Genomic DNA, 14149 nt, shown 5'->3' on the forward strand with positions numbered 1-14149 from the left:
TCACTCGATCGACGGCTCCGCCGACCGCTCCTCGGCCTCGGGTGTCTCCTGTGTCACCTCGAGGAACGCCTCCTCGAGACTGCGGGCCTCGCCGGTTTCCGCGCGGGATTTCAGCTCTTCGGGGTCGCCCTGTGCGACCAGTGTGCCCTTGTGGAGCACGCCGATCTCGTCGGCCAGTTCGTCGACGACGGGGAGGATGTGCGTCGAGAGGAAGATCGTCATCTCCTGGTCAGCCAGATCGGCGATCGTCTCCCGCATCGTCCGGGCCGCGCGGGGATCGAGTCCGCTGGTCGGTTCGTCGAGGAAGGCGACGGCCGGTTGGTGCAACACGGCCTGAATGACGCCGACCTTCTGGCGCATCCCCTTCGAGTAGCCCTCGATTCGCCGGTCGGCGTCCTCGCGCAGGCCGAACCGGTCGAGCATCGATTCGATCCGTTCGGATGACTCGGCTTCCGGCAGATTGCGGAGCCCGGCGGCGTACTCGAGTTGCTCGCGGCCAGTGAGTTCGTCGTAGATCGGCGGCTCCTCGGGGAGGTAGCCGATGTGGGGCGTGACGGCGTCGCGATCGGTGATCGGCTGGCCGGCGACGCGAGCCGTCCCCGACGTCGGTCGCACCAGCGTCGTCAGCATCCGCATCGTCGTGGTCTTCCCGGCCCCGTTCGGGCCGAGAAAGCCGTAGACCGTCCCGCGGTCGACGTCCATCGTCAGGTCGGAGACGGCGGTCGTCTCCCCGTATCGTTTGGTCAACCCGTCGGTCTCGATAGCGGGGCCGGCAGCAGGACTCATACGGTTTGCTTCGTCTGAATATAGTTAAAGGTGTGTCATTTATCACGGTGGGGAGGAGACTACTGCTCCGGCGCCGTCCACTCCCTCTCGACGTAGTTCTCGACCGAGAGGGGATCCGTTGCGCTCAGTGAGACGGTTGTGGCGTCGAGCGACGTCGTATTCGTCTGGTTCGCCGTCTCGTTCGTCTCGTTTCCGGCGCCCGCGTCGGTACCGCTGTCTCCGCCAGAGCCGGTGTCGCCGGCCGGTCGCTCGAGGATGGTGCCGGCGTCGCCGACGGCGACGTCGTACGTCGCTCCCGCCGCGACGCCGTCGAGTTTCGCCTCGACGCCGGTTTCGTAGCGCTCCCACTGGCCGGCGGACCGGCGCTCGTAGATCGTCCCTCCGTCGCCGGCCGCGAGTCCGTCGGCCCCGTCGCGGTCGACGGCCCGGATCGCCCGTCGCTTGTCGTCGACGACGTGGGGCGTCCACCGGAAGCCGTCGTACCGATAGACGATCCCCGAGCCCGCGGCGGCGTTCACGTCCCGCTGACTCTGACTCGCGAGGTCGAAGAACGCGCCGCCCGCGAAGTCGATTCCGATCTGCTCCCATGTCTCGCCGCCGTCGGGAGTCTCCCCGACGAACTGGCTCGTGGTGCAGACGTGGCCTGCTTCTCGGGCGTGGAAGTCGATACCCGGGATCGTCGAGCCGCCGCCGGGTTTGATCACCTCCTCGTACTGCATCGCACCGCCGTCCTGCCGGACGCCGACGAGCAGTTCACCGGAGCCGTTGACGAAGTACACCCGCTCGTCCTCGCCGGCGGTCCCCCGCACGGCGCAGTCCTCCCAGGTGCTGGTCTTCCCCTTCGGCGCGGAGTAGTTGGTCAGCGTCCGCGTCTCGACGTCGTACTCGCCGATGACGCCGCTGCCGCCGACGAACCAGACCGCACGGCCGTCGTCGGTGGCATCGATCCCGGTCAAGCGACGGCTCCGGGCCTGCGGGCCGTACGCCACGACCGTCTGCCAGCCGTCCTCGCGACGGACGATGACGTTTCCGTCGGCCCCGGCTGCGAACGGCCCCGCCGCGGTATCGACGGCGTCGTTCAACGCCTTTCCGGTCGGCGAGTCGACCCGTTCCCACTCGCTGTCGTCCGATTGCGCGGCGGCCGCCGAACCGAGCCCGAAAACGCCGGCGGTCGTCGATACGGTCGCGAGGCGAAGCACGTCGCGTCTGGTCTGGTCGGTCATGGGTCGCAGCCCGGGGTAGCGCTTGAGGGCCTATAAGGACCCGAGACGTTCTAACTCGGTAGACTAAACGAGGACGGCAACGGGATCGATCGACGTCCGTTCGCATGACAGAAACCGAACTATTTACTGAATGCGCGACGCGCTTCCGACTATGGCCCCCGCGACGACGACACGTCGAGACGAGAACGGAGGCGATCGCTGATGACGGGAATCCCCGCGCTCGTCGCCAGAACGGAGTTTCGGCGGACGGTGCGAACGGTCACGTCTGATACGACGAAACTCCTCGTAACGGGGTTTCTGGCGTTGGTTTTCGGCGGATCGATCCTTCTCGCGGGCGGCTATATGCTCCCGCGGCTGGGCGCGGAGCTCGCCGACGGTGTCTCGTCGGACACCGCCGCGTTCGCGACGAACCTCGTCACCGGTGGCGTCGGCGTCGGCTGGTTCTTCCTGGTCTTCTTCACGACCTTACGCGCGTTCTCGACGGCCGCAGATCCGGACGAACCGGAGTTCCTCCTCACCTCGACGTCGCTTCGAAACGCCGTCATCGGCGTCATCGGCGCCGAAATACTGCTGTTCGGGAGTTGGCTCCTGCCCGCGTCGCTCGTGCTCTCGGGCGCATTCGCCTACGGAACCGGCACGGTCTGGCCCGTTCTGGTCGGCCCGCTGCTCGTCTGTCTCGCCCTCGCCACCGCCGTCCCGACCGGCTTCGTGATCGGGATCAGCGTCCGACACCTCGTCACCGTCTACGAACCGATCGCTCGCTTCCGCATCCTGGTGTTCGCCGCCTTCTGGGCCGCGTACCTGTGGGTGTTCGCGACGGGCCGCATCGACGGGCTCACAAGCTGGTTGTTCTCGCTCCTCCAGGACACGCCGCTGGGCTGGCCCGGCCACATCCTGCTCGCGGCCGTCCCGAACGTCGACGCCTCGAGCACGGCGATCCTGGGCGGCGTCGTCGGTGCCGTCGCCGTCAGCGCCGTCGCGTTCGCCGTCGCGATCGCCATCGCCGGCGTCCACTGGTTCGCCGATCCGGCCCGGTTCGAGGAGGAAGAGGCGACCGCGACGGAGTCGTCGAACCGGCTCGCGGACCTGCTGGGTCGCGGCCTCTCGCGACCGGTCCGAGCGGTAACCGTCACCGCGATCCGGCGGACGAAGCGAGCGCCGATCCGGCTGGCGTACGTGGCCTACCCGCTGTTCGGCTCGATCGCGTTCTTCCAGGAGATTGTCCAGACCGGACGCGTGCCCGCGCACATCGCCGTGATCCTCTCGGTGTACCTCGTCTGGGCCGCCGGCGCGCTGTTCACGCTCAACCCGCTGGGCGATCTTGGCCGCGGGCTGCCCGCGGTCGTGGCGTCGCCGCTGTCGGGCCGACAGGCGATCACCGGGCTGGTCGTCGCCGGCGCGCTCGTCGCCGGCCCGATCGGCTTCGTTGGCGCGCTTGCGCTCGGCCTCGCCAGCCCGCTCTCGCTCGAGCGAACGGCCGCGCTGGCCGCGGGCACCACCGTCGGCACCGTCGTGACGCCCGCGCTCGCGACGGGTATCGGCACGGCCGCGCCCCGCTTTGGCAGCGTCAAGGTCACGAACAACCGCGAGGCGGTGATGCCGAGCAAGACCGCCTTCGTCGTCTACTCCCTGGCGATCATCCTCCCCGCGATCGCCGCGGTCGTGCTCTACGCCGAGGCCCCCGAACTGATCGCCGACACTATGCTCGCCGTCTCGACGTGGCTGCCCGGTCCGACGGTGTCGGTCTCCGCACGCGGGATCACGATCGCCGCGTGGGCCGTCCTCGTGACCGGCCTGATCGCACCCGTGATCTCGTACCTGTACGCCGTCGAACGGTTCGACTGGTACACGCTCGAGTGAATTCCCGAATTTCCTCGAGCGCGGCCGTACTCGTATTCGACGCCGGCGACCGTCGACGTCCCGGTGTCGGCGGCCCAATACTTATCTCGCGGGCCGAGAAACCGCTCGCGCAATGCCACGGCTGTGGCGGCTGACACGGAATCGGTACGGTCGCGCCGTCTACGACGCGCTCGCACGGCGCGGAATCACGGCGACGGAGATGATCGAGTACGTCGCCGACCTCGAGGACGCGCCGGCCGCCGACGGCGGGAGCCAGCGCAGTGCGTATACGGTCGAAGTCTGCGATCCGTCGACGGTCACGGCGCTCGACGCGCCGGTCGAGGAGCTCCGACCGGACGAACTCGTCGTCGCCGCGCTCGAGGACGGCCGTCCCCGCAGCTACCTGTTTTGCTCCGTCGACGCGACTCACGAGATCCACCCCCTCGAGCGAGAACTGCGCTTCGAGGGAGCCTACATCAGGCGCGTCTTCGTCGATCCCGACCACCGCAATCGCGGCATCGCGACGGCGCTGGTCGGCGAGACCTGCCGGCTGGCTCGGGAACGCGGTGCGAAGCGCGCGACGGCGCTGGTCGCGCTCGACAATAGCCCCTCGAGAGCCCTGTTCGAACGCCACGGCTTCACCCCTTCGCGCCGCCGCCGCTACGTCAGAATCGGGCCGTTTTCCCACCGGTCGGTGCGACCGTCCTGACCGGAACACGCCCCGAGGAGGGTGAATTCGATGCTTCGCGTCGATCGCCTGGGACTCCGTACCGGTACGTAGCGACCAAGAACTATATAGATGCGTACTAAGTAAATAGTTCTCGGAGCAGCTTTATTCCGATTCGGGTAGAGGTACCACTCGAGCGGATGACCAACGAACTGCGAGAGGCGATACGGGGCGTCAGGAACCGACTGGATCTCGCCGATCGGCGCGTCGGGACGACGGCGGACCGAACGAACGTGCTCGAACAGTTGACGGGCGCCGACTACATCAGCCTCGGGGCGCTGTTCGTCGGCTGGGCCAGCGCGCTGCTGTTCGTCGGCGGCGAACCCAACTGGGCGCTGCTGGCCATGTTCGGCGCGTTCCTGCTGGACAAGGTCGACGGCTGGTACGCCCGCCGCACGGGGACGTCATCGCCCTTTGGCCGACAGGTGGACTCTTTCATCGACATCTTTGCCTACCTGGTGCCGGCGGTGCTGCTCTATCACTTCGTCCTCGCGCCGCACGTATTCGCCAGCCTCGTGGTCGGCTTCCTCGTGCTCGCCTTCGGCGGCCTGCGACTGGTCCGACACAACGAGGAGGGATTCGGTTCCGACGGCGGCGCGAGTTACTACCACGGGACCACCGTCGTCCACACGAACCTCCTCGTGGTCGCGAACTACTTCGTCGCCGCCCTCGTCGCCCCGTGGAACGGCTGGATCGCGGGGCTGCTCGTCGCCGCCGCCTGCCCGCTGATGGTCTCGGACTACAAGGCCTACAAGACCGACGGCACCCACGTGCTGGCTGGCCTCGCCGCGGTCGCGGCCGTCGGCCTGGCGCTGGGCCTCGAGTTCGGCTACCTATGACGCGTCGGGCCGAATACGCCGCGGTCGATTCGGGGCCGCAAACGCTCCGAATCGACACCCACGTTCACACCGCGGCGTCCTACGACGGGACGACGACGCCGGCAGAGCTGGTCGACGCGGCCCGCCGCGCCGGCCTCGACGGGATCGCCGTCACCGACCACGACACGATCGACGGGGCCCGCGAAGTCGCGCGACTGGCGCCCGACGATCTCCTCGTCATCGTCGGCTGCGAAGTCTCGACTGCCGACGGCCACCTGCTCGCACTCGGCGTCGACGCCGCGCCGGAACCCGGCCGTCCACTCGCCCGAACGGCCCGAGCGGTGCGCGAGGCCGGCGGAATCGCGGTCGTCGCCCACCCGTTCCAGCGCTCGCGCCACGGCGCCCGCAGGGCCGCGATCGACGACGTCGACGGCGTCGAGGTCTACAACGCCCACGCCGTCACGAACGTCCGCAACCGGCAGGCCGACCGGTTCGCGATCCGCCGCGACTACCCTCGGTTCGGCGCCAGCGACGCCCACCGTCCCGAAAACGTCGGCCGTGCCGCCACCGACGTTCGACTCCCCGCCGACGCCGTTTCGTCACCGAACGCCACCCCAGCGACTGAGACGGTCCTCGAGGCGATGCGCGCCGGCCGAACCGACCCCGTCGGCGACCGGACGACGACCTGGCAGTACCTGACCAAGGTCGTCGGCAACGCCCGGCTGAAGACCACATCGCTCTCGCTGTTCTGACTCCGTCTCGCCGCGGCGAACGCGGTCGGCGATCCGGCCGCGATATGCTGATTCGTCGCGCTGTCGCTGTGACTCGAGGGGCTTCGCTCGAGTTGTATCCGATCGAACGCTCCGTCGCCGCTCGAGTCCAGCCTGACTAACACGACCACGAAAAGGCGCTTCTTTATCAGGATTGAGAACTACGTACCGAACAGTACCGCTATGATGGCGCTCACCCACGGGTTCATGGCTCTCGCGGCCGCCGTGTTCCTCCTGCCGGTCGTCGGCGAGTACGCCGGGCCGGCCGTCCTCGCGGCCGCGTTCCTCGGCGGCCTCGCGCCCGACGCCGATCTGGTGGCGCGCCACCGGAAGACGCTGCACTTTCCGGTCTGGTTCTCGGTCGCGACGCTCGCGCTCTCGGGACTCTTCCTCCTGACGGGATTGAGCGCGTTGCTGATCCTGACGGTCGCCGTCGGAGCCGCCGCCCTCCACTCGCTCTCGGACGTCCTCGGCGGCAGCGCCGAGCGCGAGCCGTGGAATCCCGTGACCGAAAACGGCGTCTACAACCACGTCCTCGGGCGCTGGCACCGGCCTCGTCGGTACGTCCGCTACTCGGGCGCGCCGGAGGACTTCGTCGTCTGCCTCGCCTTCGCGGCCGTCGCGATCGGCTCCGGACTGACCGCGCCGGCCGTCGACCGCGCGCTGATCGCTCTCGTGGCGTTTGCCGGCGTCTACGCGCTCTGTCGGAAACGACTCGCGACGATCGGCGCGGTCGCCGGTAGTCTCGTCCCGACGAGACTGCGCGCGGTTCTCCCCGCGGTGTCCGTCGAGGAGACGGAAACCGATGGGACGACGGTCGACATCCGGTTCGGACGCTGAACCGATCGAATCGTCACGGCTCGCGTCGGTCGGCCCGTCCCGGGCCGGCGAGGGCCGATTTCACCAGTTTCGCTTCGCCTCGACGGAGGATCGTACTGGCCGTCGCTTTGTCGATGCCGGCTGCTTCGGCGACCGTCGCGAGCGTGCAGTCCCGCGGCACTTCGAAGTAGCCCTCTCGTATCGCGATCTCGAGGAGTTCGCGCTGTCGATCGGTGAGCAGCGACTCCGTCTCCGTGGTTCTCACCAGCGACTGGAGTTCGTACGCCAGTCCGGACGCCTCGAGCGTCGCCCGGAGGTTCTCGAGTTCCTCGCGGGTCCCGGTCAGATCGAATTCGAACCGGCCGTTCCGGACCGTGACCGGAAACTCGATCGGCAGCGACGGCTCCTCGACGAAGTCGTAGAGCGCCGTGTCGGTCGTCTCGTACTTCCCGAGGACGCGCCGCTCGGTCGATTCCAACCGTTCGAACGCGAGGATCGAGGGGTGGGTCCGTAGCGCGTCGACGACCGCGTCGGGGGCGTCCGTCGTGACCTCGCCGAGTTCGACTGCGGTCTCGTCAGACCGGTAACCCGAGAGGAGCGCGAAGGTCGCATCGGAAAACCGCTGCGAGAGCGTTTGCACCCAGATGCCATCGGGCAGTTGGATGCGAAATCGGGCGCGAATCATTGGAGAGCGACGACGGCGCGAACGCTTCGGCTGGCGGGTCCGCGTCGGACGGTACCGTCGAGAGCGTCGTCGCTCGGAGCGCTCGCTAACATGTTAGTGTAATCGGCAAGTGGGAGCGCCACGAGTATGAGTGTGATGACAACACGCGACCGTTGGGACGGCGATTCGGGGACGAAGAACGCAGCGGAACCGATCGAACAACGAGTCACCGCGGAGCGCGACGGAGGAATCGTTGTCTTTCATATCGGCATGCGAATCAACGCCCTCTGGAAGATCCAGCTGTGGCTTCCGATACTCCTCTTCGGTCCGCGGATGGTCCGCGAACTCCGTGCCGACCCGGACTCCGGACTGCTCGGGAGTCGAACGGTGGTCGGACCGGGGATCCGACACATCGGGTTCGTCCAGTACTGGGAGTCGTTCGACGCGCTGAAGGAGTACGCTCACGACGGCGACCGCTCGCACGTCGACGGTTGGCGGTCCTACCTGAAGCGCAGGGAGAACGGCGCCGTCGGGATCTGGCACGAGACGTATCGCGTGGCCGCCGGCGAGTACGAGACGGTGTACGACAACGTGCCGCCCCACGGACTCGCCGCGAGCGAGGGAACGGAAATCGTCCCCGCGACCGGTCGGCGAGAGTCGGCAGCTGGTCGGATCGGAAACGCGAGCGATGCGGATGAGAGCAGCGGCGAGGACGGGACGGACTAACCCGCCGCTGCGCTCGAAAACGAGAAAAACGGCGAAACCGGGGTGAGAGCGTCGTCCGTCAGTTCGTCAGTCCGAGCGGCCCCACTCGGCGGTGCGCTTCGGACGGTCGGTGATCGCCTGCACGTCGATCGGTTCGTCCTTCGCCTCGAGCGCCTCGAGCGCAGCGGACGCGCTGGCGGGCGTCGAGAAGTAGGTGATTTCCTCCTCGACGGCGACCTCGAGCAGGTCGCGGTCGCGGGAGACGATGAGGTCGACCTTGCCCTCGCGGACGGCCTGTGCGAGGTCGACTTCCTCGCAGAGGTCGAAGTACTCGGTGAAGCCGTCGACCAGTGCCTCGCCCTCCTCGGTCTCCGGGTCCGGGAACTTGTCGGCCGAGAGGTCGATGATCGCGGTACCCGACTCGGGAATCGGCTTGTTCGTCGCGTCCTGGGCCTTGTCGTAGGCCTTGCCGAAGGTGTCGGCGCTGCCCATGACTTCGCCGGTGGACTTCATCTCCGGGCCGAGACGCGGGTCCGAGCCCGGCAGGCGGTCGAACGGCAGGACGACCTCCTTGATCGAGGTCTGCTCGGGGATCTGTTCCTCGATCGCGAGGTCCGCCAGCGTCTCGCCGGCCATGACCTTCGCGGCGATCTTGGCGATCGGGACGCCCGTGGCCTTCGAGATGAAGGGGACGGTACGCGAGGAGCGCGGGTTCGCCTCGAGGACGTAGACCTCGCCGTCGCGGACCGCGAGCTGGACGTTGAGCAGCCCGACGGTGTCCAGCGCCGTCGCGATGTCCTCGGTGACCTCGCGAACGCGCTCGAGCGTCTCGTCGTCCAGCGAGCGCGGCGGGATCATACAGGCCGAGTCGCCGGAGTGGACCCCCGCGGCCTCGACGTGTTCCATCACGCCGCCGATCAGAACGTCCTCGCCGTCGGCCACGGCGTCGACGTCGAGTTCGACCGCGTCCTCGAGGAAGTCGTCAACCAGAATCGGCTTGTCCGGGGAGACGCGGACGGCCTCCTCGATGTAGGTCTCGAGTTCGGCGTCGTCGTAGACGACGTCCATCGCGCGGCCGCCGAGCACGTAGGAGGGGCGCACGAGGACCGGGTAGCCGATCTCGTGGGCCAGCTGCATGGCCTCTTCCTTGCTGTGGGCGGCGCCGCCTTCCGGCTGGGCGATGCCCAGATCGTCCATCAGGGCGTTGAAGCGGTCGCGGTCCTCGGCTAAGTCCATCGCCTCGACGGAGGTGCCCATGACCGTACAGTCGAGCCCGCGGCGCTCGAGTTCGTCCTCGAGCGGTTCGCCGATGTTGACGGAGGTCTGGCCGCCGAACTGGACCATCACGCCGTCGGCGCCGGTCGCCTCGGCGACGTCGGCGACCTCTTCGGCCGTGATCGGCTCGAAGAAGAGGCCGTCGGAGGTGTCGTAGTCGGTCGAGACGGTCTCGGGGTTGTTGTTGACGACGTGGGCCTCGATGCCCATGTCGCGAAGCGCCTGGACCGCGTGGACCGAACAGTAGTCGAACTCGACGCCCTGTCCGATGCGGATCGGTCCGCCGCCGACGACGATCACGCTCTCTAAGTCGCGGTCGACCTCGAGCTCGCCCGACGCGGCGTCGCCCAGCAGCGGCCCTTTCTCGTACTCGTTCTTGCGGGCGGAGTAGTAGTAGGGCGTCTCGGCCTCGAACTCGCCGGCGCAGGTGTCGACCTGCTTGTAGGTGCGACCCGGCACCTCCTGTTCGACGGTGTCGACGTCGGCGCCGGCCGTCGCGGCGATCGACGCGTTGGTGTGGCCGGCGATCGCGGCCTCGGTGAAGTCGCCCTCCTGGGCGGCGAGCGACGAGTCGGCGATGCGCTTGAAGCGCTCGGCGTACCACTCGAAGATGCCCGTCAGTTCAACGACCTCGTCGACCGTGTAACCGCGCTCGTAGGCTTCGAACATCGCGTACGGGCGGTCAGGGGAGGGACGCTCCAGATACTGCTCCTCGAGTTCCTCGTCGCTGACCTCGGCCCAGTCGACGTCGGGTTCGTACTCGCTCGAGCGAAGCGCCTTGAGGAGGCTCTCCTCGAAGGTTCGGCCGATGGCCATCGCCTCGCCGGTCGACTTCATCGCCGTCGTCAGCTCGAAGTCGACGTCGTCGAACTTGTCTTTGGGCCAGCGCGGCACCTTCGTAACCACGTAGTCGATCGCGGGCTCGAAGGCGGCGGTGGTCTCGCCGGTAATTTCGTTCTCGATCTCGTGGAGGCGCTTGCCGAGTGCGACCTTCGCGGTCACGCGGGCGATCGGGTAGCCGGTCGCCTTGGAGGCCAGCGCGGAGGAGCGGGAGACGCGCGGGTTGACCTCGACGACGCGGTACTCGCCGCCTGGCGTGCCGTCGTCGTGCCAGGCGAACTGAATGTTACAGCCGCCCTGAATGCCGAGTTCGCGGATGACGTCGAGCGCGGCGGTGCGCATCTCCTGGTGGCCCTCGTCGGGGACGATCTGGGAGGGCGTGACGACCGTCGACTCCCCGGTGTGGATTCCCATGGGGTCGATGTTCTCCATGTTGCAGATGATGATACAGGAGTCGTCGGCGTCGCGCATGACCTCGTACTCGTACTCGACCCAGCCCGCGATGGACTCGGTGATCAGCACCTCGCTGTTACGCGAGAGGCGCAGGCCCTTGCGGACGCGGGCCAGCAGTTCGTCGAACTCGTGGACGACGCCCGAGCCGGAGCCGCCCAGCGTGTACGTGGTGCGGGCGATGACCGGCAGCCCGCCGACCTCCTCGACGGCGGCCTCGACGCGCTCTCTGAGGTCCTCCTCGGTCAGTTCCGAGACCTGCTCGCCCTCCTCGAGCGAGATGGTCGTCGACTTCGGAACCGGCTGGCCGATCTTCTCCATGCGCTGGCGGAAGAGGTCGCGGTCCTCCGTGGCGTAGATCGTATCGAGGGGGGTCCCCATGATATCGACATCGTACTCCTCGAGAACGCCCTCTTCGGCCAGTTCGGCCGTGACGTTCAGACCGGTCTGGCCACCCAGCCCGGCGATGACGCCGTCGGGTTGCTCCTTGCGGATGATCTCGGCGATGGCCTCGGTCGTGATCGGCTCGATGTAAACGCGGTCGGCCATCTCCGGGTCCGTCATGATCGTCGCGGGGTTGGAGTTGACGAGGACGACGCGGGCGCCCTCCTCCTGTAGCGCCCGGCAGGCCTGTGCGCCGGAGTAGTCGAACTCGGCTGCCTGTCCGATCTGGATCGGGCCGCTCCCGATCAGCAGAATCGTGCGTCCGTCCCCTGTCTCGCCCTCGCTTGGCTGGTCCGTACTCATTTCTCTTGTTCGTCCGGAGTTCGCACATCGTAATAAGCCCCACGATACAGTACGAATCTCGAAATGGCTTTTCGAAATTCGAACCGGGGGCTCGATAGGGGTCGTCGACGGGGCGATCCGTCGTGGCGTTTCGACGGAAAGTACCGAGATTGTCTCTCATCCCCGGTGCGATCCGCCGCACCGTTTCACGGATCGGCGCTCGTTTACGGCCACCGTCTCGAGGTCGGCAGTTCGGCGATCGGACGCGTGAGTCCGTGCGCGCGCCGGCCGAATCGCTTATCGTGGCTCCGTTACTGTTCGTACGCAACGAGATGGTCGACGCCGGACGCTCACGTTCGATGCCGTCGAGAGCCGTGCTGTACGTCGATCCCGACGAGACGGCTCGACGGCGTCTGTCACGCGACCTCGCGGCCGGCGCGGCCGACCCCGCGATCGACGTCGAGGGGGTAGCGACGGCGGCTGCCCTTCGCGACGCGCTCGCCGACGAGTCGAGCGCCTACGCCTGCGTCGTCACCGAATACCGCCTCGACGGCCTGGACGCTGACATGGACGCGCTCACGCTGTACGACTCCCTGCGAGCCGACGGACTCGCGACCGTCCCGTTCGTCCTCTACACCGCCGACGGGAGCGAGACGCTCGCCAGCGAGGCGATCACCGCCGGATTCTCCGGATACGTTCCGAAGGGGCGGACGGATTCGGTCGAGCGACTCCGCGAGCAGTTGCGAGCCGTGACCGGACTGGATGCGAACCGAACGATCCGCGCTCGGACGGACCAGCGGGCGGGGCCGCGGGGCCCGAGCCAGGAGTGCGAGCACGAGCAGGACCTCGAGCGATACCGAACGCTCGTGGAAACGGTCGGGGACTCGATGTACGTACTCGACGAGTCCGACCGCATCGAGATGGCCAACGAAGCCATGGCCGACGCGTTCGAGACGACGCGCGAGCAACTCCGCGGCCGGCCGATTGACGACTTCGTCGCCGCCGAAGACGCCGGTTGCATTCGGTCGACGCTCGAGGAGGTACGGGCGATCGACGGTCGGGCGTGGAAGACCGTCGACCTGACCGTCGAAGTGACCGACGGAACGACCTGCGACGCCGAGGTCAACGTCGCGCCGCTGGTCGACGCCGACGGGACGCTGACGGGGAGCGTGGGCGTGATCCGTGACGTCTCGGAGCGGGCGAAACGCGAGTGGCGGATCCGACGGCTCCACGACGGGACGCGGCGGCTGATGGCGGCGACCGAGACCGACGAAATCGCCCGCATCGTGACCGAGATCGCCGCCGACGCGCTCGATCTCGATCTCAACGCCGTCTACCTCTACGAGCCGAACGTGCTGACGCGATCGGCGTCCCGCGCCTCCGGCGAGTCGACCGACGGGGACGCCCGATCGGACGCGACCGACGAGGAGCGAGGCGGACTCGTTCCCGTCGCGATGAGCGACCGCATGCTCGAACTGTTCGACGGGATCACATCGCACATCGAACCCGGCGGCGGAATCGCCTGGGACGCCTACGAGGCCGGCGAGGAGATCGTCCACGGCGACGTCCGGCAGACGTCGAACGTTCGCAACCCCGAGACGCCGATTCGCAGCGAGGCCCACGTTCCGCTCGGCGATCACGGGATCTTCATCGCGAGTTCGCTCGAGCCGAACGACTTCGATCCGGAGGCGCTGACGCTGGCGCGGATCCTCGCGGCCAACGCTGAGGCCGCCCTCGACCGCGCCGAGCGCGAGAGCGAACTCGCCGAGCACGGCCGCGAACTCGAGCGCCAGAACGAACGGCTCGAGGCCTTCGCCAGTACGGTCTCGCACGACCTCCGGAACCCGCTGGCGCTCGCGACGGGCCACCTCGATCTCCTCACGGACCGGATCAACGGCGACGGCGAGACCGACCGCCACGTCGAAGAGATCGAGTGGGCCCTCGCGCGGATGGACGCACTCATCGAGAACGTCCTGACCCTGGCCCGGAGCGGCCGGCGGTTGACCGAGACCGAGCCGGTCGACCTCGCCGCCGTCGTCGAGCGCGCCGAGCGGACGACCGAGGGAGACCTCGAGGTAGTCTGGGACGGGGCACTGCCGACGGTCGACGGCGACGAGGAGCGGCTGTGCGTCCTCTTCGAGAACGTGTTCCGTAACGCCGTGGAGCACGGCTCCACGAGCCCTGACTCGCACGCTCTTCGGGCTGCGACGGAACAGAGATCCGAGACCGTGACGGTCACGATCGAGCCGACCATCGAGGGGTTCGCGATCGCAGACGACGGCTCCGGCATCCCTCCCGGCGACCGCGACCGCGTCCTCGAATGGGGCTACAGTACGGACGCCGAGGGGACCGGCTTCGGGCTGGCGATCGTCACGGAGGTCGTCGAGGCCCACGGCTGGTCGGTTGTGGTCGAGGAAAGCGACGCGGGCGGGTTGCGGTTGGCCGTCTCCATCCCGCCGTGACGGATCTCGCGGGCCGCTATCGAACACGGCTCCCCAGGAGACGAG

11 protein-coding genes are annotated in these 14149 nt (G+C 68.0%); 7 read left to right on the forward strand and 4 right to left on the reverse strand.

The annotated features are described in order from the left end of the window. The gene (locus HTUR_RS16190) at positions 1 to 786 is read right to left on the reverse strand and encodes an ABC transporter ATP-binding protein (protein ID WP_012944408.1); all 786 of its coding nucleotides are present in this window, start codon (positions 784 to 786) and stop codon (positions 1 to 3) included. A 59-nt stretch (positions 787 to 845) separates the two neighbouring features. Then, complete coding sequence (locus HTUR_RS16195; RefSeq protein WP_012944409.1) at positions 846 to 2009, reverse strand: hypothetical protein; 1164 nt, start codon at positions 2007 to 2009, stop codon at positions 846 to 848. Positions 2010 to 2210: 201 nt separating this feature from the next. Between HTUR_RS16195 and HTUR_RS16200 the strand changes: the two genes are divergently transcribed. From HTUR_RS16200 to HTUR_RS16220, 5 genes are all read left to right on the forward strand, one after another. Next, positions 2211 to 3869, forward strand: coding sequence for a hypothetical protein (locus HTUR_RS16200; RefSeq protein WP_012944410.1), 1659 nt, complete (start codon positions 2211 to 2213; stop codon positions 3867 to 3869). A 112-nt stretch (positions 3870 to 3981) separates the two neighbouring features. After that, positions 3982 to 4557, forward strand: a complete 576-nt coding sequence (locus HTUR_RS16205; protein ID WP_012944411.1) for a GNAT family N-acetyltransferase — start codon at positions 3982 to 3984, stop codon at positions 4555 to 4557. 158 nt (positions 4558 to 4715) lie between these two features. Further along, positions 4716 to 5414, forward strand: coding sequence for a CDP-alcohol phosphatidyltransferase family protein (locus HTUR_RS16210; RefSeq protein ID WP_012944412.1), 699 nt, complete (start codon positions 4716 to 4718; stop codon positions 5412 to 5414). Next, positions 5411 to 6145 carry a CehA/McbA family metallohydrolase gene (locus HTUR_RS16215; protein ID WP_012944413.1) on the forward strand — a complete coding sequence of 245 codons (735 nt, stop codon included), beginning with the start codon at positions 5411 to 5413 and terminating at the stop codon, positions 6143 to 6145. The genes HTUR_RS16210 and HTUR_RS16215 overlap by 4 nt, the downstream gene beginning before the upstream one ends. A 201-nt stretch (positions 6146 to 6346) precedes the next feature. Then, entirely contained in the window at positions 6347 to 7003 is a 657-nt protein-coding gene (locus HTUR_RS16220) for a metal-dependent hydrolase (RefSeq protein WP_012944414.1), read from the forward strand. Between the two features lie 13 nt (positions 7004 to 7016). On the opposite strand, the gene HTUR_RS16225 is transcribed toward HTUR_RS16220, so the two are convergent. Further along, complete coding sequence (locus HTUR_RS16225) at positions 7017 to 7667, reverse strand: helix-turn-helix domain-containing protein (RefSeq protein WP_012944415.1); 651 nt, start codon at positions 7665 to 7667, stop codon at positions 7017 to 7019. 135 nt (positions 7668 to 7802) lie between these two features. Here HTUR_RS16225 and HTUR_RS16230 point away from each other — a divergent pair, with 135 nt between their 5' ends. Then, positions 7803 to 8372, forward strand: coding sequence for a DUF4188 domain-containing protein (locus tag HTUR_RS16230; RefSeq protein ID WP_049941776.1), 570 nt, complete (start codon positions 7803 to 7805; stop codon positions 8370 to 8372). Between the two features lie 66 nt (positions 8373 to 8438). Here HTUR_RS16230 and carB read toward each other — a convergent pair whose 3' ends face one another. Further along, positions 8439 to 11663 carry a carbamoyl-phosphate synthase large subunit gene (carB, locus tag HTUR_RS16235; protein ID WP_012944417.1) on the reverse strand — a complete coding sequence of 1075 codons (3225 nt, stop codon included), beginning with the start codon at positions 11661 to 11663 and terminating at the stop codon, positions 8439 to 8441. Between the two features lie 338 nt (positions 11664 to 12001). Between carB and HTUR_RS16240 the strand changes: the two genes are divergently transcribed. Then, positions 12002 to 14104: a hybrid sensor histidine kinase/response regulator gene (locus HTUR_RS16240; RefSeq protein ID WP_012944418.1), complete on the forward strand. Its 2103-nt coding sequence runs from the start codon at positions 12002 to 12004 to the stop codon at positions 14102 to 14104. Positions 14105 to 14149 lie beyond the last annotated feature (45 nt).

Origin of the sequence: Haloterrigena turkmenica DSM 5511, assembly GCF_000025325.1 — an archaeon.
GTDB classification, from domain to species: domain Archaea; phylum Halobacteriota; class Halobacteria; order Halobacteriales; family Natrialbaceae; genus Haloterrigena; species Haloterrigena turkmenica.

What these genes read in the sequence shown, in the direction of transcription:
- HTUR_RS16220 (WP_012944414.1), top strand. Translation starts at nt 6,347, where the DNA reads ATGATGGCGCTCACCCACGGGTTCATGGCTCTCGCGGCCGCCGTGTTC.
- carB (WP_012944417.1), bottom strand. Translation starts at nt 11,663, where the DNA reads ATGAGTACGGACCAGCCAAGCGAGGGCGAGACAGGGGACGGACGCACG.
- HTUR_RS16225 (WP_012944415.1), bottom strand. Translation starts at nt 7,667, where the DNA reads ATGATTCGCGCCCGATTTCGCATCCAACTGCCCGATGGCATCTGGGTG.
- HTUR_RS16215 (WP_012944413.1), top strand. Translation starts at nt 5,411, where the DNA reads ATGACGCGTCGGGCCGAATACGCCGCGGTCGATTCGGGGCCGCAAACG.
- HTUR_RS16230 (WP_049941776.1), top strand. Translation starts at nt 7,803, where the DNA reads ATGACAACACGCGACCGTTGGGACGGCGATTCGGGGACGAAGAACGCA.
- HTUR_RS16205 (WP_012944411.1), top strand. Translation starts at nt 3,982, where the DNA reads ATGCCACGGCTGTGGCGGCTGACACGGAATCGGTACGGTCGCGCCGTC.
- HTUR_RS16200 (WP_012944410.1), top strand. Translation starts at nt 2,211, where the DNA reads ATGACGGGAATCCCCGCGCTCGTCGCCAGAACGGAGTTTCGGCGGACG.
- HTUR_RS16210 (WP_012944412.1), top strand. Translation starts at nt 4,716, where the DNA reads ATGACCAACGAACTGCGAGAGGCGATACGGGGCGTCAGGAACCGACTG.
- HTUR_RS16195 (WP_012944409.1), bottom strand. Translation starts at nt 2,009, where the DNA reads ATGACCGACCAGACCAGACGCGACGTGCTTCGCCTCGCGACCGTATCG.
- HTUR_RS16240 (WP_012944418.1), top strand. Translation starts at nt 12,002, where the DNA reads ATGCCGTCGAGAGCCGTGCTGTACGTCGATCCCGACGAGACGGCTCGA.
- HTUR_RS16190 (WP_012944408.1), bottom strand. Translation starts at nt 786, where the DNA reads ATGAGTCCTGCTGCCGGCCCCGCTATCGAGACCGACGGGTTGACCAAA.